Annotated in this window: 20 protein-coding genes; 9 read left to right on the plus strand and 11 right to left on the minus strand. The window is 27.3% G+C overall.

Features of this window, described 5'->3' with window-relative positions:
* Positions 1 to 137: 137 nt before the first annotated feature.
* Entirely contained in the window at positions 138 to 506 is a 369-nt protein-coding gene (locus HBE96_RS17665; RefSeq protein ID WP_483416374.1) for an ATP-binding protein, read from the plus strand.
* Positions 507 to 741: 235 nt separating this feature from the next.
* Positions 742 to 963: a hypothetical protein gene (locus HBE96_RS17670; protein ID WP_169299045.1), complete on the plus strand. Its 222-nt coding sequence runs from the start codon at positions 742 to 744 to the stop codon at positions 961 to 963.
* Between the two features lie 59 nt (positions 964 to 1,022).
* Here HBE96_RS17670 and HBE96_RS26455 read toward each other — a convergent pair whose 3' ends face one another.
* Entirely contained in the window at positions 1,023 to 1,673 is a 651-nt protein-coding gene (locus tag HBE96_RS26455) for an RNA ligase family protein (protein WP_169299046.1), read from the minus strand.
* Between the two features lie 594 nt (positions 1,674 to 2,267).
* On the opposite strand from HBE96_RS26455, the gene HBE96_RS17680 reads away from it, so the two are divergent.
* From HBE96_RS17680 to HBE96_RS17700, 5 genes are all read left to right on the plus strand, one after another.
* Positions 2,268 to 2,735 (plus strand): hypothetical protein, encoded by a 468-nt coding sequence (locus tag HBE96_RS17680; protein ID WP_169299047.1) that lies wholly within the window; start codon positions 2,268 to 2,270, stop codon positions 2,733 to 2,735.
* Positions 2,736 to 2,883: 148 nt separating this feature from the next.
* Complete coding sequence (locus HBE96_RS17685; RefSeq protein WP_169299048.1) at positions 2,884 to 3,351, plus strand: hypothetical protein; 468 nt, start codon at positions 2,884 to 2,886, stop codon at positions 3,349 to 3,351.
* A complete protein-coding gene (locus HBE96_RS17690; protein WP_169299049.1) occupies positions 3,338 to 3,982 on the plus strand; it encodes an accessory gene regulator ArgB-like protein in 645 nt (214 codons plus the stop codon). Before HBE96_RS17685 ends, HBE96_RS17690 begins: the two co-directional genes overlap by 14 nt.
* An 18-nt stretch (positions 3,983 to 4,000) precedes the next feature.
* Positions 4,001 to 4,135, plus strand: a complete 135-nt coding sequence (locus HBE96_RS17695; protein WP_169299050.1) for a cyclic lactone autoinducer peptide — start codon at positions 4,001 to 4,003, stop codon at positions 4,133 to 4,135.
* Between the two features lie 88 nt (positions 4,136 to 4,223).
* A complete protein-coding gene (locus HBE96_RS17700; RefSeq protein ID WP_169299051.1) occupies positions 4,224 to 6,086 on the plus strand; it encodes an ATP-binding protein in 1,863 nt (620 codons plus the stop codon).
* A 183-nt stretch (positions 6,087 to 6,269) separates the two neighbouring features.
* On the opposite strand, the gene HBE96_RS17705 is transcribed toward HBE96_RS17700, so the two are convergent.
* From HBE96_RS17705 to HBE96_RS26460, 7 genes are all read right to left on the minus strand, one after another.
* Positions 6,270 to 7,295, minus strand: a complete 1,026-nt coding sequence (locus HBE96_RS17705) for a radical SAM/SPASM domain-containing protein (RefSeq protein ID WP_169299052.1) — start codon at positions 7,293 to 7,295, stop codon at positions 6,270 to 6,272.
* A 2-nt stretch (positions 7,296 to 7,297) separates the two neighbouring features.
* Positions 7,298 to 8,224, minus strand: coding sequence for a hypothetical protein (locus tag HBE96_RS17710; protein ID WP_169299053.1), 927 nt, complete (start codon positions 8,222 to 8,224; stop codon positions 7,298 to 7,300).
* A gap of 176 nt (positions 8,225 to 8,400) precedes the next feature.
* Positions 8,401 to 9,435, minus strand: a complete 1,035-nt coding sequence (locus tag HBE96_RS17715) for an RNA ligase RtcB family protein (RefSeq protein ID WP_169299054.1) — start codon at positions 9,433 to 9,435, stop codon at positions 8,401 to 8,403.
* A gap of 219 nt (positions 9,436 to 9,654) precedes the next feature.
* Positions 9,655 to 10,284, minus strand: coding sequence for a hypothetical protein (locus tag HBE96_RS17720; protein WP_169299055.1), 630 nt, complete (start codon positions 10,282 to 10,284; stop codon positions 9,655 to 9,657).
* A 218-nt stretch (positions 10,285 to 10,502) separates the two neighbouring features.
* Entirely contained in the window at positions 10,503 to 11,591 is a 1,089-nt protein-coding gene (locus tag HBE96_RS17725; RefSeq protein WP_169299056.1) for an AAA family ATPase, read from the minus strand.
* A 2-nt stretch (positions 11,592 to 11,593) separates the two neighbouring features.
* On the minus strand, positions 11,594 to 12,391 hold the full coding sequence (locus HBE96_RS17730; protein WP_169299057.1) for an RNA ligase family protein: 798 nt from the start codon (positions 12,389 to 12,391) through the stop codon (positions 11,594 to 11,596).
* A gap of 460 nt (positions 12,392 to 12,851) precedes the next feature.
* A complete protein-coding gene (locus tag HBE96_RS26460) occupies positions 12,852 to 13,934 on the minus strand; it encodes a hypothetical protein (protein ID WP_243186987.1) in 1,083 nt (360 codons plus the stop codon).
* Positions 13,935 to 14,090: 156 nt separating this feature from the next.
* On the opposite strand from HBE96_RS26460, the gene HBE96_RS17740 reads away from it, so the two are divergent.
* On the plus strand, positions 14,091 to 15,137 hold the full coding sequence (locus tag HBE96_RS17740) for a ParA family protein (protein ID WP_169299058.1): 1,047 nt from the start codon (positions 14,091 to 14,093) through the stop codon (positions 15,135 to 15,137).
* A gap of 16 nt (positions 15,138 to 15,153) precedes the next feature.
* Positions 15,154 to 15,708 (plus strand): hypothetical protein, encoded by a 555-nt coding sequence (locus HBE96_RS17745; RefSeq protein WP_169299059.1) that lies wholly within the window; start codon positions 15,154 to 15,156, stop codon positions 15,706 to 15,708.
* 183 nt (positions 15,709 to 15,891) lie between these two features.
* Here HBE96_RS17745 and HBE96_RS17750 read toward each other — a convergent pair whose 3' ends face one another.
* The 3 genes from HBE96_RS17750 to HBE96_RS17760 are packed head-to-tail and all read right to left on the minus strand — an operon-like array spanning position 15,892 to position 18,817.
* The gene (locus HBE96_RS17750; RefSeq protein ID WP_169299060.1) at positions 15,892 to 16,113 is read right to left on the minus strand and encodes a DNA-binding protein; all 222 of its coding nucleotides are present in this window, start codon (positions 16,111 to 16,113) and stop codon (positions 15,892 to 15,894) included.
* 42 nt (positions 16,114 to 16,155) lie between these two features.
* Positions 16,156 to 16,371, minus strand: coding sequence for a hypothetical protein (locus tag HBE96_RS17755; RefSeq protein WP_169299061.1), 216 nt, complete (start codon positions 16,369 to 16,371; stop codon positions 16,156 to 16,158).
* Between the two features lie 16 nt (positions 16,372 to 16,387).
* On the minus strand, positions 16,388 to 18,817 hold the full coding sequence (locus HBE96_RS17760; protein ID WP_169299062.1) for a UvrD-helicase domain-containing protein: 2,430 nt from the start codon (positions 18,815 to 18,817) through the stop codon (positions 16,388 to 16,390).
* Between the last annotated feature and the right edge of the window lie 115 nt (positions 18,818 to 18,932).

Below are 18,932 nucleotides of genomic sequence, written 5' to 3' on the forward strand. Positions count from 1 at the left end.
TGATGTCTTAAAAATCTAATATTTAATTGATGGAACGCCGTATGAGGTGAAAGTCTCACGTACGGTGTGAAGGAGGGGAAAAGAGAGGCTTAACGTAAAGTCGAAGTCTGCTCTTACCTATTCTATTAAGCATAGCTATAGGTTTAAATCTTCTATCAAAGGGCATTCCTGTAATTTATATGTCCTATAGAGAGCAAATATTAAAATTAAAACAGAATATTTTAGATGAAGAATACTATGAAACCTGCACTAGAAAATTCAAAACAGCACAGGTTTTAATAATAGATGATCTCTATAAAGGCAAGCTTACTGAATCAGACATAAATGTAATCTTTGAAATACTAAATTACAGATACATGAAAAATTTACCCATAATAATATCTTCAGAATTTACTGTAGAAAAGCTTTTATATTTTGATGAAAGCATAGGAAGTAGAATTCTGGAAATGTGCAAAAATTTTATTGTGGAAATTCGTGGTAAGGAAAATAATTATAGATTGAGGTAGGGGCAAATAAATTAAGCTGCTAATAAAAATGAAATATTCATAGATTGGTGTAGCAAAGCAATTTGTTAGAGCTCCCGTGTTTCTTTAGAAGGTTTGCCTATGCTTGCTACACTCTTTAAATTAACCCTTTATTGTTACAAATAACCAATTAATTAGCACAATAATAAAAACGTACGCTATTGGCGATATACTACATAAAAATGCTTTAGTATTGGATTTTTTAGATACTAACACAATGGAACTTACACAGGCTAAAAATGTTAATACTGGTATTGATAAAGTAAGAAAAAAGAAAACCCATGCCATTGGTTCTTCAACCGACTTCGGTGAATCAAATATCATTGCAGATGCTACAAGGATGGCAAATCCAACTGGTACTATTGCAATAACGTATATAGTATTTAATATAATTGCTATTATTCTAAATAATTTATCTTTAATATTATCCATAATCTAAAACTTTCTCCTTTGATGCTTACATAACACTTTTTTAATGCTTTACCTGATCTTACTTAACTAACAAATTTCTTCTGCTTCAGGCATATCCATATTTTTTATCATGTTATCTATTACTTTAATAGGTACATATCTTTCTCTTTTATTATCCCTTAAAATTAACTCTCTATAAGGCACCTCTAAATAAACAAACTTTACTTTTGCTCCGTAAGATGTGCATAGTCTAATTAATTTTTGTCTATTCTCTCTCCTTAAATTCGTAGCATTCCAGACAAAGCTTTCTTTTCTTCTTAAATATTCCTTTGCTTTAGAAAACGCCACTGCTCCAACTTTTCCAAAATCCTTAGAAGGTGAAACATTAAGTTCATCATAATACACCGTATGCTTTGCATAAAGCCATTCTCCATACATAACATATCTGTAGCCTAAAATTTCCCTAAGCTTATAAATAAAAGTATTTGCCCAGGTTTTAAACATATTGAATTGAGTTTCTCCATATCCGCCATTTAAAAAATGCCCTCTGCTTTGTAAATACATTCTTCCTTGCTTATCAAAGCTAATACCGCAGTTATCCCCATCTACCTTTTCTTCAAGTACACAAAATCTATTTTTAATTTTTTCAAACTTTATGCTTTCTAAATCCTCGTCTCCCTGTTGAAATCTTGATCCTTCAATATGAGGAGTTCTTGGATATTTATAAATTCTTTCCATACAATCATCTCCTTTAAATTTACGCAGCAAAAAAGTGCTGCGAACTTAACTTTTCACAACACTAATAAACCTAAAAGAGATATTCTTTTTAAGGCAATTATTACGGTTATAAAAAGTAAATTATCTTTAAAACTAAATTAGAATACATAAATAAACTCATTAAATTATTTTTTTAATGAATACAAATATCCTTTTTAATTTTCCTTAGATAAATCTACTTAATTACATAATAATTTTCCTCTTATTCTACATTTTTAACAATTCTTATTATAACATTACAATTTGTCCCTAGTCAATATTTAGCAGCAACTAATTTATGTATTGGGTCAAATATCCTCCAAGTCACATTCTCCATTGAATCTCTACATCGTACTTTAAGTTTCTTTTGCCATATTCTACGGAAATTAAATTAAAATATATAGTTTATTTAGTAAAAAAGTCAAAAAAGAGGAATTATACTTTTAATGGTGAATAATACATTATATAGAAACAAAGTTAAAACATATAATAATGTGTACATATTTATTAGCATTATTTTTAACCTTTTAATTGTTAAACTTGTACACTAAATATTACAGAAGGGACATAAAAAATATGTTGAAACTTACATGGATAGAATTTTTTTTAAGGACTATTCCAGAAATGTTTATTTTAATATGGGGAATATATGTAATCTCTAGAAATTCTTTTAATAATTCCCACTATGTATTTTCTAGTACAATAATGGCTATACTAACCTTTTTCGTAAGATGGCTTCCTATATATTGGGGAGTTCATATGATACTTAATATGATTTTAACTATAAGTATTATGATTATTGTTGATATACCATTAATAAAATCCATATATAGCACTTTAATAATGTTTTTTGTACTTTGTTTAAGTGAGTATTTAAATTTGATAATACTAAATCTACTAAATATTGATACAAATTTCCAACTTTTAGAACCTGTTAAAAAATGTGTGTTAACACTTCCATCATTAATTATTACATCAGTTTTTATTATAATAATCCATCATTTATTTTCAAAAAAAGATCAGTTAGTGATAGTCAATAGTTGAAAGAAAAAAATTAAAAAAGAAGGAATTATATTTTTAATGCCGAATATTACATTATATGTAATTTAAGTTTAAATGTATACAAATATATAAATATATGTTATTTTTCCAAAATTTATACACTGAATATTATAGAAAGGACATAAAAAACATGTTGAAACTTACATGGATAGAATTTTTTTTAAGGATTATACCAGAAATATTTATTTTAATATGGGGAGTATATGTAATTTCTAGAAAGTCTTTTGATATACCACAATATGTACTTTCCAGTATAATAATATCTATACTAATCTTTTTTATAAGATGGCTTCCTATATATTTGGGAGTGCATATGATGATTAATATAATAATAACTATAAGCATTATGTTTATTATTGGTATACCATTAATAAAATCTATATATAGTACTTTACTAATGTTTTTCATACTTTCTTTAAGTGAATTTTTAAATATGTTAATATTGAATTTACTAAATGTCGATACAAATCTTCAACTTTTAGAACCTGTTAAAAAATGTGTATTAGAAATTCCATCCCTGGCTATTACATCAATTTTTATTATAATAATACATTATTTATTAAAAACAAAAGAAGGAATGAAATATGTCTCTAATTGAAAGAATATCAGTTAAAATAGGAAAAAATGCTAAAGTATTTTTAAATGTTGATGAGGATAAAGAACAAATTATTGTATATGGTGCAATAAATTTACTTCAAACTATGCTTGCTATTTTATGGGTAATCATTGCTGGTTTGTTTCTTGGTGTACTTTATGAAGCATTATTATTTTCCATTACTGTTAGCATTCTAAGAAAATATTCAGGAGGGGCACATGCTTCTTCACCATGTCACTGTATTATAATAGGTACAATTTTAGCAGTGGCATCAGGAATATTTATTGATAAGATATTTTTCAAAATTAATATGCTTACTGCAATATTAATAAGCATAGCCTGTATATCATTTGCTTTTATAATAGTTGCAAAAAATGCACCAGTAGACAGTGTTAAGAAACCTATTACCAATATTCAACTTAAAAAGCAATTAAAAAAAAAATCTATTATTGTACTATTTATTTTTTCATTGATAATTACAATTTTATGTGTGCTTAGTACAAAATATTTGAAATTGTATTACATAAAATTTATAGAAAGTATTATTCTTGGAGTTCTATGGCAAACTATTACACTTACTGAAAGTGGAACAAGTTTTCTAAACAAAGTTGACTTTGTTTTAAAATATATATAATTGAAAGGAGAAAACATTATGAAAAAGGAAATTAAGAAGTTCTTTGTTACAATCACATCATATTTTTGCACAAAAATGGCCTTTTCAGTTTCAGCATCAGCATGTTGCTTTGGTGCATTTCAACCTGAAGAACCTAAATGCTTGAGGAAATAGAAACTAAAAATAAAAATTATTAATTTGTAATTAATAATTTTTATTTTTATTTTAAGCAACTTTATTTATAAAAGAAGGAGGTTTCTTTATGAATGCTGTTACACATAAAATTGAAAATAACTTATCTGTCATGCTATCTACTGTGAAAATTTCAATAATAGTATTTATTAGTATAATTATATATATTAACTTGCCTAAATATTGGTTTGATTTAAATATAAAAACTAATGGTCAATTTAATTTATATATTACAGCATTTTTTTTAATTATTACTGGAGTATGTTATTTAACCTGCTTAATAACTAATCGTAAAGTATCTCAATCATCAAACGTATTTAGGATTTCCTGGCTTTTAGAAAATATTTTTTTTATGTTTATTATTGCATTACCAATATATTTATCTACAGCTTATGAGAGTGAATATAAATACTTATTTCTACTATTAATAATAGCCTCAGTTATTGAATATGGTTCTCGTTATGGAATTATAACTTCACTTTTTTCTTCATTTTTTGTGCTTGGAGCAGATTTGCTATATGCCCCACTAAAAGATGGAATTAATTTATATTTTCAAAAAGATTTAATAATGATAGGAATATTTATTTTTGTTGCATGGATTCTTGGATACTATGTTGATATGGAATGTGAGAATAATAAAAAAAAGGATGAAACACTTAACATACTAAGTACTGAATTGGAAAATCAGAATAAACAGAGACAGAATATGGAATCATTATTATTAAAAAATAAAATTTGTTATGATATGTTATTTGAAAATTCAGTAAATGCTATTATTGTACATAAAAAAGGAATAATTATATATGCCAATGAGAGTGCAGCTAAATTGCTGGGATATGACAATCCAATGAAACTAACTGGTAAGAACTTTTATAATCACTATTCAGGAGATATTAAATTAAATATTAAAAAAAAGTATTTGAATATTATTACTAATAAACTTTCAAAGATTATAGAAGAAGAAAATATATTAAACTGCAATGACGACTTTATTCCAGTGCGCAACACATCATCTTTTTTCACTTACAAAGATAACCCTACCATATTAACATTTTTACTTGATATAACTTCAGAAAAAAAGGTAGAAACCTTAAAGCAAGATGCAGAAAAAAATTTAAAATTACTTAATGAAACTAGAGAATTTAATGTTCTTATAACTGAATTTTTTACTAATATGTCCCATGAACTTAAAACACCTGTTAATGTTATTTACGCTGCTATTCAAACTATAAATATGTATTTAGATAATTACAAAATAGATAATATAAACAAGTTCAAATCCTACTTAAAAACAATGAAACAAAATTGCCTGAGAATGATTAGGTTAATAAATAATCTTCTAGATATAACTAAGTTGGATTCTGGATTTATGAAACTTAATAAAAAAAATGGTAATATCATAAATGTTATAGAGGATATTGTTCAATCAGTAGCATCTTATGTAAAAAGTAGGGATATAGAGCTTATATTTGATACAAATGTTGAAGAAAAAACTATGGCTTTTGATTATGATAAGATAGAGCGTATAATGTTAAATTTAATATCCAATGCTTTTAAATATAGCCATTCTAAGGGACGAATATATGTTAATTTAATAGATGAAGGATCAAATCTTGTTATTAAAGTAAAAGATGAGGGAGACGGTATTCCAAAAGATAAAATTGATGTTATATTTGAGCGTTTTGGACAAGCGAATCGTTCACTTTCCAGACAATGCGAAGGAACTGGAATAGGTCTATATCTTGTAAAATCATTTACTGAAATACATGGTGGTAAAATAAGTGTTACAAGTATTGAAGGAAAAGGGAGTGAATTTTCAATATTACTACCTGCTGGATTGGTTAAAGATCAACCTTTTATGTATGATAAATCTATTCTTCAGACTAATGTGGAGAGGATAAGCATAGAATTTTCAGATATATATTCACAGTAATTCTAAAATTAATCATAGCAAAACAACTTATTAGCACCTAAGGAGATCTTGCAAAGCCTTAGCTGAGTTGCTATTGGTTCAAAATTTGGAACTTGGGCTGAATAAATATCAAATTAAAAAAAATAGAAAACTTATAATCAGGTTTTCTATCTCTTTAAATTTTAGCAATTTACATTGTAGGTATTAACCTTCTTCATTCTTAAGAATGCAGCCATAATCTCCAATTTTATAATCACCATATACACCATAAGCTATACACTTAGCTCCACCTTTACATAAATTAAAAAAATTACACTTTGTACAGCCTTTAGGCTCTTCCTTAAAATCTCTTAAATCTTTAAATACTTTTGAATTAAAATAAATTTCTTTTAAATCTGAATTTTGTATATTCCCTGCTACAATTGGTAATCTTCTACAAGGCATTACATCTCCATTTTCAAGAAGTACTACTAGTCCATCTGCTGCACTGCATTTATAACACTCACTAATTCCATTTAAAAATTGGAGACTTCTTTCACCAACAATTTTAGTTTTAGTAAACTTATTTAATACATTTAATTGCTCTTTACGTATTATATTTATATATTCAACTACTTCTTTTCTATTTAAAGTTTTAATTTCTCCACAGTTTCCTGATCCAATTGGGACCATTCTATCTGTCCAAACCTTATATGCTTTACACTTTTTAGCTGCCTTTACTACATTCTTAAATTCTTTATAGTTCTTATTATTTGCAGTAAATGAAACTAATGATTTTATCTTGTATTTTCTTAATAGTTTTAATGCATTTATAACTTCATTATAAGAATTTGCGCCTCTTATTTCATCATGAACTTTTTTACTTCCATCTAAACTTACTTGCACCATTTTAGGATTATAACTTTTTAATCTAATAACATTTTCCTCATTTAAAAGTGAACCATTAGTAAGTATTCCAAAATCAAAATACTCAGCATTCTTTTTAAAAAAGTCTAAAAGCTCCCAAATATCTTCTCTAATAAATGGTTCTCCTCCAGTTATATTTATTTGTCCCTTTATTTTTTCATTACAATTTTTATTATACTCATATAAAAGTTCTAAATATTGATACCCTAATTCCTTTAATTTTTCTATTGTAAATTCTTCTCCACTGTAGTCTTCTTGATAGCAATGCTTACATCTTTTATTACACCTTGCAGTAATATGCCATTGCAAAATTAATCTTTTCAAAATTAATCTCCTCCACTACCACAGCCTCCACAAGATGAGCATGCAGAACAAGAACTTCCCGAATCACTACTATCAGAAGAATCACCACTATCAGAAGAATCAAAACTACTATCATTGTTAAAAAAAGTAGATGTATCACTACCACTATTTTTATATATATTATTTACACCTAAAAAATTCATCCATGCTGCTCCAATTAAAAACTCCTGCATAGTATTTGCATAACCTCCATTAGTGTTAGAGCTACTGTCAGAATCATTAATTATTGAATTATATTGCTTTTCAAATGCTCTTTTAGAAGCATATCCCTTATTGGTCAAATTATCATTAACTCGACTAGATAATACGACCCTTATTATAATAAAAGTTATAATAATTTCCATTACTAGGGCTGTTACTGGCATATTACTTGCTATTCCTCCAATAAGTCTCCAAACCCCTGGAATAAATATAATAAGTATTCCCATTTTTAAAGTAGATTTATTCTTTTTTATCATATCACTATCTTTAATTAATCCCTTTGTTATTAATTCATTATAAATGCTATAATAATACCCTTTAAATTGATTTTCATTTAGCATACTTGATTTAAAATCCTTTGGTGCAAACTTTTCTAAATATAAACGGTATACTTTTTTTTCAATACTTGATAAATATGTGGAAACAGACTTATTTACATAAAAAGTTTTTTCTTCTTCATTTTTTAATAGAATTCCTTTAGCATATAGCCTGTACGTTATATAGTAAAACATATTCTCCAAACTATATTTATTATCTAAAACATAATATTGTACTTCATCTAAACCTGTTGCCACATAATATTCATCATTACCTTTTAATTTCTTCGACAATAATATTATTAATGCCACTGCATAAACCCCATATATCACCAAAAAAAGTTTCCCATTGATAAATGGTAAAAATCTCATTATTAATCCCTCACTTACATTATTAAATATAAGTTTATAATACACCATTTCTTATAGCAAAACAATTTGTTAACAAATTGTCAATACACCACGTGGGTACTAGGCAAACCAAAAGGTTTGCCTTGCTATTATAAAAAGACATATACTTATTAAATTTGATATTTTAAAACATTTCATTAATCTTTATATGTTATAATAGGCTTTAATTTTGCTATTACTTTAATCAAATCAAATTCAATAAGATCCTGAATTACCCTATCAATGTTTTTATAGGCTTCTGGAGCTTCTTCGTAAATTAAACTTTTATCTTTACATACAAGGTTATAACTAAAGTTTCCATTTTTAACATCTTTCTTAGAAAACTTACCTAAAAGTCTTTCCTTACAGCCATTTCTCTGCCACTTACGTCCAGCTCCATGAGCAATTGAAAAACCTGTATCCAAGCTTTCATTTATAGGCTTAACAATATATGAGTTAGTCCCCCTAGAGCCTGCTATAACAACATATCCATTATCAGATGGTGCTGCACCTTTTCTATGAACATAATAATTATTTTTAAATTCAATACCATTATGAACAGCTTCAATTACAAGAGTTTCTAAGGATCCATTAATAGCATCACATAACCTCTCAGCAATTAATTTTCTACTTTTTCTGGCAAAAAGTATTGCCTTTGCATAATCTTTTAAGTAGCTTTCAAAACCTTCACTACCCTCTATCAAACCATTCTGACAGCTGTACTTCTCAATATGCTTTCTTAAAATATGTTCGCCTAAACCTCTACTGCCGCTATGAATTAGTAAATGTACTTTATTTTTATCTAGATTCAGATTATTAAATTCTTCTTTATCCAATATTTCATCAATAGCAGTGAATTCTGCAAAGTGGTTCCCCTTACCTATAGTACCAATATTAAATTCATCTTTTTCAAACTCTAGATTGTTCAAACTTTTCATTGCCTTATCTACTTTAAATTTCTTTTCAAAGATAGAAGTTTGAAATAAACTTACAGAACACCCTATGTCATTTCCAATTAAATGAGGATAAATTATTCCTTCTGTTAAAAAAGCTGCTCCAACTGGTGTTTTTCCAGGGTGTAAATCTGGGTAACCAACAGCTGAAATTACTCCTTTTAAATTTGACAGTTTTTTTACCTGCTCTACACCTTCACTTTCCATCCATGATTTTTCTGTGTATATAATTTTATACATATTCAAATATTCTCTCCTTAATAAATAAAATAGTGTTATATTGAGAGAATAACTAATTTTAAGCCATTACTATAATTATGATTTAGTAAGCTCTTATTTAATCTTCTCTCACCATCATATTTTTTATCATATTCATCACAACCTTTACTAAAAATTTTTAGGATATTAAAATCCTGTGCTAATTTTAAAATTTACACCTCATGGGTTTGCCTGAGCTTGCTACCTTATAATATATAATCTACTAATATCTGTTGAATTTACAACTTCAGAAATTATATCTATTATTCCTGGTATTAAATGAAAAAAATCTTCCCAAGTTGTATATTTAACTATTCTATTCTTTTCAAACTTATATACTTTCCCTTTGTATTCTATTTCTTTGTTATCGTATATCCACAATTGATTATTATGGGATATTGCATTTCTAATGTATGTAGTGATTGTAATTGCATCATATTCCTTGATATTTAATCTATAAAATAAGTTTTTATAAACTTTTGAAATTCTATTATCTTCAATGTCGTATTGTTTTGCAAACATTCTAAAACTAAATTCTATGGTAGAACAAAGCACACTAATAAATCCTATTTTTATCATACTATCATTTATTGCTTCATGTTCTTCTGTATAATTTGTACCGTTTTTGTTTGAAATATCTTCTAAAAATTCTTTATCTGGAATACAGTTTAAGTTTGCAGCCTTCAGTATATTGCAAACATTTTTTAATATCAAAACTCTTTCATCTTTATTTTTTTCCCACTCTGGGTGATTTTCCACTATTTCATCATAAAATTTTTCAAAAGGATTGATACATTTTTGAAAAAAATCATGAAATTGTTCATTATTCATATTAAAAACCTCCATTTTGTATAATACTATAATATTAACACATATTTTATATTATATGAAATTTTTTAATACCAATGAAATCCAATAATTGAGGACTACGTAGCTACTTCAAATTTATTAAAAAACTCTTCCACTTTATATAAAGTAAACCCTATAACAGACTAAGCGAGTTTATCTTAGAATATAATCACTCCACGATTTACCTTAAGCTTACTTAACTAACAAATTTCTTCTGCTTCAGGCATATCCATATTTTTTATCATGTTATCTATTACTTTAATAGGTACATATCTTTCTCTTTTATTATCCCTTAAAATTAACTCTCTATAAGACACCTCTAAATAAACAAACTTTACTTTTGCTCCATAAGATGTGCATAGTCTAATTAATTTTTGCCTATTCTCTCTTCTTAAATTCGTAGCATTCCAGACAAAGCTTTCTTTTCTTCTTAAATATTCCTTTGCTTTAGAAAAGGCCACCGCTCCAACTTTTCCAAAATCCTTAGAAGGTGAAACATTAAGTTCTTCTCTAATATGATCTAAAGATATTACTTTTATCCCCTTAAAATTACACTTTATATAAGTATCCTTTCCAGCTAAAGGAAGTCCCATCATAATTACTACTTCAAAGCTTCTATTATCAAAAATCTCTGCTTCAGGATAAACCTTATTTCCTGTAAGATACAAAAACCTTGTATAGTCATTCTTAAATTTCTTAGGTCCATAAAAACAACCTAATTCTTCTACATAGGTTTTAAAATAAAAAACCCTTTCAAGTAAGGCTGCCTTATCTTCACAGTACCTTCCAAGCAAATCACATTTTCCTAATAAATAAAGTAGTTTCATATTAGTGATCTCAGCTGCTTTTATAAGATGATAATCTATATCTTCTTTTTCAATAAAGTACAGAGGCAACCCATGATATCTAATGAGTGCCGCTATTTCTTCTCTTATAGACTTATCAAATTCATATTCTCTATAGGCTAAGTATCTAAAAATCTTTGCACCCTTTACAGCATGCTTAGGTGATGTTATCTGCCCATCCTCTTCCCTTGTAGTAATAAGCTTACCTATGTCATGAAATACTGCTGCTGTATACAAAATTACTTTTTCTCTATCCTCTAAATATTGCCATTCTTCAAGCTTTAAAACTTCGCTGCATACCAACTTAGTATGCTCATAAACATTTCCTTCGCCATGAAATTTAGGATTTTGCTTAACTTCCTTAAATTTATCTATAACTTTAAATTCCTCCACTATGTCTTTGAAGTTGTAGTTCTTTTCCCTCAAAAATTTTTCTATATTCATAACTACACCTCCTCAGAAAAAATATCTATTTCTGATTTTAATTTGTTAGGAATAATAGGTCTATTAACCCAATGAGTTTCAGAATCCATAATTGTATTTAAAAATGAAGCTCTTACATATTTCATTCTGCTAAGTACATAGTTTTCATCTTCTACTTTTATATATATACCTTCCATTAAATCAGTTGTATCTGTTTGTTTTTTAGCAATTTCATAGGATAAATCTAACTCCCTGCAGCTTTTTTCTAAACTTCTCTGCCAATCATATGATTTAAAATTTGATTTACCCAAAAGTGTTGTAACTTCATCTTTAGACTTTAGCACTCCTTCTTTTAAAACCAATACAGACTTTATAAAAGGATAACTTTTAAGCATTTCTTTTCTTCTTCTGGTACTTAAGAATTTTTCTTCCTGCTTATCAAATATATCAAACTCCATAAAATAGTGATTAAGTTCATCATAATATACAGTATGCTTTGCATAAAGCCATTCTCCATACATAATGTATCTATGGCCTAAAATTTCTCTAAGCTTATAAATAAAAGTATTTCCCCAGGTTTTAAACATATCAAATTGAGCTTCTCCATATCCGCCATTTAAAAAATGCCCTCTGCTTTGTAAATACATTCTTCCTTGCTTATCAAAGCTAATACCGCAGTTAGCCCCATCTACCTTTTCTTCAAGTACACAAAATCTATTTTTAATTCTTTCAAACTTTATGCTGTCTAAATCCTCGTCTCCCTGTTGAAATCTTGATCCTTCAATATGAGGAGTTCTTGGATATTTATAAATTCTTTCCATACAATCATCTCCTTTAAATTTACGCAGCAAAAAAGTGCTGCGAAGCTTAACTTTTCACAACACTAATAAACCTAAAAGAGATATTCTTTTTAAGGCAATTATTATGGTTATAAAAAGTAAATTATCTTTAAAACTAAATTAGAGTACATAAATAAACTCATTAAATTATTTTTTTAATGAATACAAATACCCTTTCTAATTTTCCTTAGATAAATCTACTTAATTACATAATAATTTTCCTCTTATTCTATATTTTTAACGATTCTTATTATAACATTACAATTTGTCCCTAGTCAATATTTAGTGAATTCATTAACAAATAAAAAATAGAATTCAAGTTAATTAGAATATAAAAATTAGCCAATGAAATTTCACTGACTAACTAAATTTTAGTTTTCCTTTGAAGACTTTCCTGAACTTGCTAGTTTTAAAATAAAAATGTGGTAAACCTCACCACATTTTATTGAACTTTTTCATTTTCAATTTTCTTTATCAATTCTAAAATTTTATTTTCATCTAATTTTGTGTATTTCTTTATCTTTTCTAAAGGCTCTCCTTCTTTTATCATTTCCACTGCTGTTTCTATTTTTCCTTTCTCTATTCCTTTCTCTATTCCCTTTTTAACACCCCTTTCTTCAACCTTAGGATCATAAAAGCTCTTCACCATATATTTAACCTCCTCATCAAAATCCGTATATTTTCCGTACATGCTTAAAAAATATGAATTTATATTTTCTATTGCAGATGTCATTTCATCATAATCTTCCAGCGTTATCTTATTATTATTATACGATAAATCTATAGCTTTTAAAGTATCTTTTATAACTATTTTCAACTCATTATATACATGCAGCATTTTATATTTCTTTTCTTCAAAGGATAAATTGCTAATATTTATTTTATACATTCTCTTCCTTAATTTAAATATCTGCAGTGGTAATAATAAATACATATTTTCAATAAGCAGCTTATCAATATCATAGTTAAAATACTTCAATACTTTACATCTATATACAATTGTATCCTGTTTTGGAACTTCTATTTCCAAAAATATATTCTCTGGAACATTTTTATCTTCTTCTAAAACTATGAGATAGGGTTCTGGTAGTTTTATTTTTATTCTACCTTCCTTTATTCTACTGTAATCCGCAATTTTTACTGCTCTCTCAAAACCATATCTAAACATTCTTATTGCCATACTATCTTCATAGATTGTTTGAAATTCTATTTCATATTCATAAATATTTTCTCCATCCTCAACCTCTATGTACATATCAGCATAAAAGCTTATATATCTACTTTTATGCTTTTCAAAGTTATTGATTTCTTTATCAGCATAATACAGCTTCGCTTCATAAGATATGTTGTCTTTATAGGCTGAATTAAGAAAATCTATTATTGGTTTAGTATTTTTTAGAGTAAATAATCTTTTTAAAATTTTATCTATCTGAATATGATTTTTTTCACTTTTGTTTCCATATCTTTCAGTTTCTTCTCTTATTAAAATCATAAGATCTTCTTGTCTAACACATGAATAGACCATATTATATCCCTCCAATGCTTATAGATATAGTATGGTCTATTTTGCCAATTAATATACAAACATTAGTTCTTACTCTTGTTCTATCTATATTGTAATATCTAATTTACAAACATCATAAATATGTATGTATAGAATTAATATTTCAGGAAGGATTTTATGAAAAAATCAAAAATAATATCTATAATTAACTATAAAGGTGGTGTAGCAAAAACTACCAGTGCTTTCAATATAGCTGTAGGTTTAAATTATCTAAACAACAACAAAGTATTATTAATTGATTTAGACCCTCAATGCTCGCTATCTGTTCTTTGCTTAAAATCTTATTCACGAAAAATTGGAAATGATATAAAATTAGAAAAATTCAACTGCAAAAACACCATAAATTCAGTAATTCATGATTATCTATTAGAAACAAGATTACGAATTTCACCAAATATAGATTTAAATACTCTCATACTTAAAGACTTTTATTGTACCAATAGCAATACTATACTTAAAAATTTAGACGTAATACCATCCACAATGTTTGATACAAGCGACAGTAGCTATCCAAAAGGATTAGATGATTTAGAGATTGAAATTGCCATGCAGCAAATGGGAGAAGATACTTTATTAAATCGTCTAACTATATTAGCTAAATTTTTTAAAGATACAGCCTTAGATGAAAAATATGATTTTATAATTTTTGACTGTCCTCCAGCTAACAACATAATCACCCAAAATGCATTAATAGTTTCAGATTATTACCTAATTCCTACTATCATGGATGAAATGAGTTCCTCTGGAACAAGTCATCTTTATAATTTAATTAACCAAACTATATTTAAAAACATTTTTAACAAATATAGTACGCTTATTAGTTCATCTGATGAATGTTCATATTTAAACTATTTAAAAAAAGGATATCCAAAATTACTGGGAATATTTGAAACATTAAAAATACCAGGCTCAAACTCATCTGAAACTAAAAACATGCTTCTATCTAAAGTTTATTTTAAAAATAAAATATTTGAAAATGAAATATACTCTTATATAGATGCTGCTAGAATTACTGGAAAAGGTCTTAGTTTCTTTTCAAAACATATAAGTAGAGATAATCCACCACATATTTCTTATGGAGGATTGATAAAGAATATATTAAGAGTTACCTCAAGCAAAATTAACCTTAAACAATTTAATGCTAACATAAATATTCCTTTCTAATTTCAAGGAGGATCTCATGAAAAAGGTAGATGAACTTTATAAACTAATGCTTGATTATAAACAAATATTAGAAATTAGTGAATCGAAAAAAGACTTGCATTTACTAAATGAATTCATTAACTTATTAAAATCCCATAAAGGTAGTTCCTATAATGAATTTGTTCAAAAACTGAATAGTAATACTCCCCCTGTAAAAGTTAAACCCCAAAATACTAAATATGATATTTCTAAAGTTGTACTTGCTTATAAGAACTCTATGGCCAAAAACAATACTCAACTGTCAAAATATGATGCTGAACTTTTAAAAAGTTTTAATAATAAATATCCTAATATAAAAAGTATAGTTTCCTTAAAAATCTCAGAACTTTACAAAAAAATTCATTCAACGCCCTTAAAAAGTTTTACCTTAGTAGAATTGCAATTTCTATTAAAATTTTATTTTGATACAAAATTACCTTCTAGAAATACAAAGCAGGATCTTTATGATAGACTGTTAAATAATATTTATCAAAATAATTATTTAGACAGTTTAACTGACGGATATTCTAATGTTTCTAGTGATTTAAAATGACTATCCAATGTTTATAAATCTGCTATATTTACAAAGTAAGTATTATTATGCTACTCTTTTCACCTAAAGATAAAATATCAATGAACTTACCTTATTTTTATACAACAAAAGACGTAAAATTCATTTTCCAATTTTACGTCTTTCATATTAGATAAGATTAACTTTGATGTTTAAGATTAATTACTATTTAGTTTGATTCTTATAATATTTTTCTCTCAAACCTCCTTGTTCTTCTTTTCGAAGTTCAACATCCTGCCTTAAGTATATACCCTTTTTTACCGCAACAAGCTTTCCACTAGAATTTAAGCCAGATAATCGCTGCTTACTAATACCAAGATATTTTATAACCTCAGAAGACTCCATAGTATTATCCTTTATTATTTTTATAATTTCTTCTCTATCCATTAATAAAATTCCTTTCTTTATAAGCAAAGCTTATTCATTTCATTATACCAATCTTTCTATAACTTCAAAACTATGTATAAAATCATATTCCCGTATCTTACACATTTTTACATTAGCTCTTACTATCTGTTTGTTGGGATGCTGCACTTCTTTATGTCTCTTATAAGCTTGCACCTCATTATCTCCATTGTAGTATATTTTTTCACTTTCTAAATCTATATTTGTAACAACTAAAATTTGATTCTCAACCAACCACATTTTATTTTCTCCTTACCTATAACTCCATATCATCCATACTATAAAGCAATTCTCCAACCTTTTCCCTATCAAACTCAATCTCAACCCTTTTACCACAATCTAAAAAGTACAACTGTAGTATAATCTCATCTACATTCCTACCCTTCACATAAAGTAACTTTTCAACAGCAGATCCATATAATAAAAGCTGAGGTGCATAAAACTCTGCAATTTCATGCATACTCTCATCACTCCTAATCTTATTTGTTTTATAATCTGTAATTACTGCCGTATATCTTCCGTTTTTCTCAAATAATTCTACCCTATCAATGAAGCCCCAAAGCATCATTTTTTTATCTTCAAGTGGCGAGAAAAGATACTGGACTTCATTTTGAATATCTATTTTATTCCCTAAGCTATCAAGATCTGCCTCTATAGAAAAGTAGTTATCTATATATCTCTCAAGTTCTATTTTAATATCCTTCTTATTTCCTTCCTTAATATTATCACAAATACTATCTAGATATTCTTCATAATTCTCTTCCTGATTTTCATTAATAAATTCAATTATACTATGGACTGCAGTTCCTCTTACATCTGCTGCTAGAGTATTCTTCTGTTCTCTTTCTTCCTTCTTTACATCAGGCAATTGCTCATAGTCTTCAAATTTTATTCTTAATATATTTTCCATATAGTATAGCTTTGGATTCTTGGAGTATTTCATATATTTTGAAGCACTATTATAGCGCCTTGCTTTAATATTTTGAGTATGATTTATTCTCTCTCTTATCTCTTTTCTATCAAAGCTTTCTAATTCCTTAGAATCTTCAGTATGCTCTATTTGAGGTAAATTCTCCTCTTGAATATACTCTACAAATCCATTATTTTCAGCTTCCATACTTAAAGCATAGCCTATCATTTTTCCATAGCTATTCAGATCCTCAAGCTTATTACCAGTAAATTCACTCTCTTCTTCTTTACCTGTAAGTACTATGTATTTTTCTGCTCTTGTCATGGCAACATAAAGTATTCTTATTTCTTCATCTATAACTTCTTCCATCTTTCTAGCTATAGCTTGCTTAAATTCTTCACTTTCACTATTATCCTCATTAAATTTTAATAAGAACTTATTCTCATATATAAGCATATGTGTTTCCTTTAAGTCACTCATACTTCTTGAAACTGCATTTTTATCTATTGCCGGGATTATAACCCCTTTAAACTCAAGACCCTTTGAACCATGTATTGTCATAATCTTTACTGCCTCTGAATTTTCAGTATCCAAAGCAGCTTCGCTATCATCTGCTCCAAGATTATTAAGTTTTTCTATGTAACCTAAAAACTCCTGTGGCGTAAATAAATATTCCTTGTCAAATTCCTCTGAAACCTTTAGCAGCTTTTCTATATTTCTAAACTTCTGCATTCCACTTTTCTGAAGAATAACATTTTCTTTTATGTTGCACTCCTTTATAATACTTTTTAAAATTTCCGTTACTGAAAGCTTTTTTCCTATGTCTAAAAGTTTTTCAAGAATACTTAAAGCTACTTCCAGCTTTCTTATATCTTCCTTTGCAGTATAGTTATCCTCTATACCTATGAGCTCTTCTTTTAACTCTATTACAGTTTCACTTATAGCTTGAATAAAATCTTTTTCTTCCTTCAACTCATTTATTCTTAATCTAAAAAGCACATCATCAGGCACTTGAAAAATAGGGCTTTTTAGAATAGAGTAAGCCTCAATTATATTACCCTGTTCATTAATACTTTCTCTGCTATTAATAGCAAACTTATATAAAGCTAAAACATCCTTAACCTCTTCCTTTTCATAAAATCCAGTTCCCCCAATAATACAATAAGGTATATTATATTCCTCAAGCTTTTCTTCCAAATCACCTAATAGGTTTCGATTCCTGATAAGTATAGTTATATTTTTAAACCCTAACCCCTTATCCAGCAAAAGCTTTATAGATTTTAATATAGTATCCGATGCTTTAGAGCTGGTGTATTTATAATCATTTTCTTTTAACTTCTCTAAAGCAGCTTCAAATTCACTCAAGTCTATAGTATTTTCTACCTTACGCTTTAATTTTTCTTTTAGCAGCTTTAGTCCTGTATTTGATGCTTTATTTTCACCTTCATTATATCTGACTATCATTATTCTTTTTTCTTCACCAGGTTTTTCTTCCCTAGGCTTTAATTCTTCATATCCATTAATCAGATTTTTAAATATGCTATTTATACCATATATTATTTCCTTTTCACTTCTATAGCATATATTCATAGACTTCTGAGCATCAAGGCCCATTTCCTCAGAAACTTCTTTAAATACTCTGTTATCTGTGCCCCTAAAACCATAGATAGCCTGTTTTTTATCACCAACTATAAAAAGTCTTTTATCTATTATTTTTTCTTCGCTGTCCTTTGTAAGACTATAGATTATGCTCTTTTGAAGATCATTGGATAGCAATAGGTAAACTTTTGATTTGTTAAATGTGATTTTATAATTTATTAACTATAAAATAAAAGATATGAGATATACTGAAGGAGATTCTAACATAATCTCCCCCAATATATACTGCAAA

It is taken from the genome of Clostridium muellerianum, assembly GCF_012926525.1.
Classification (GTDB): Bacteria; Bacillota; Clostridia; order Clostridiales; family Clostridiaceae; genus Clostridium_AM; species Clostridium_AM muellerianum.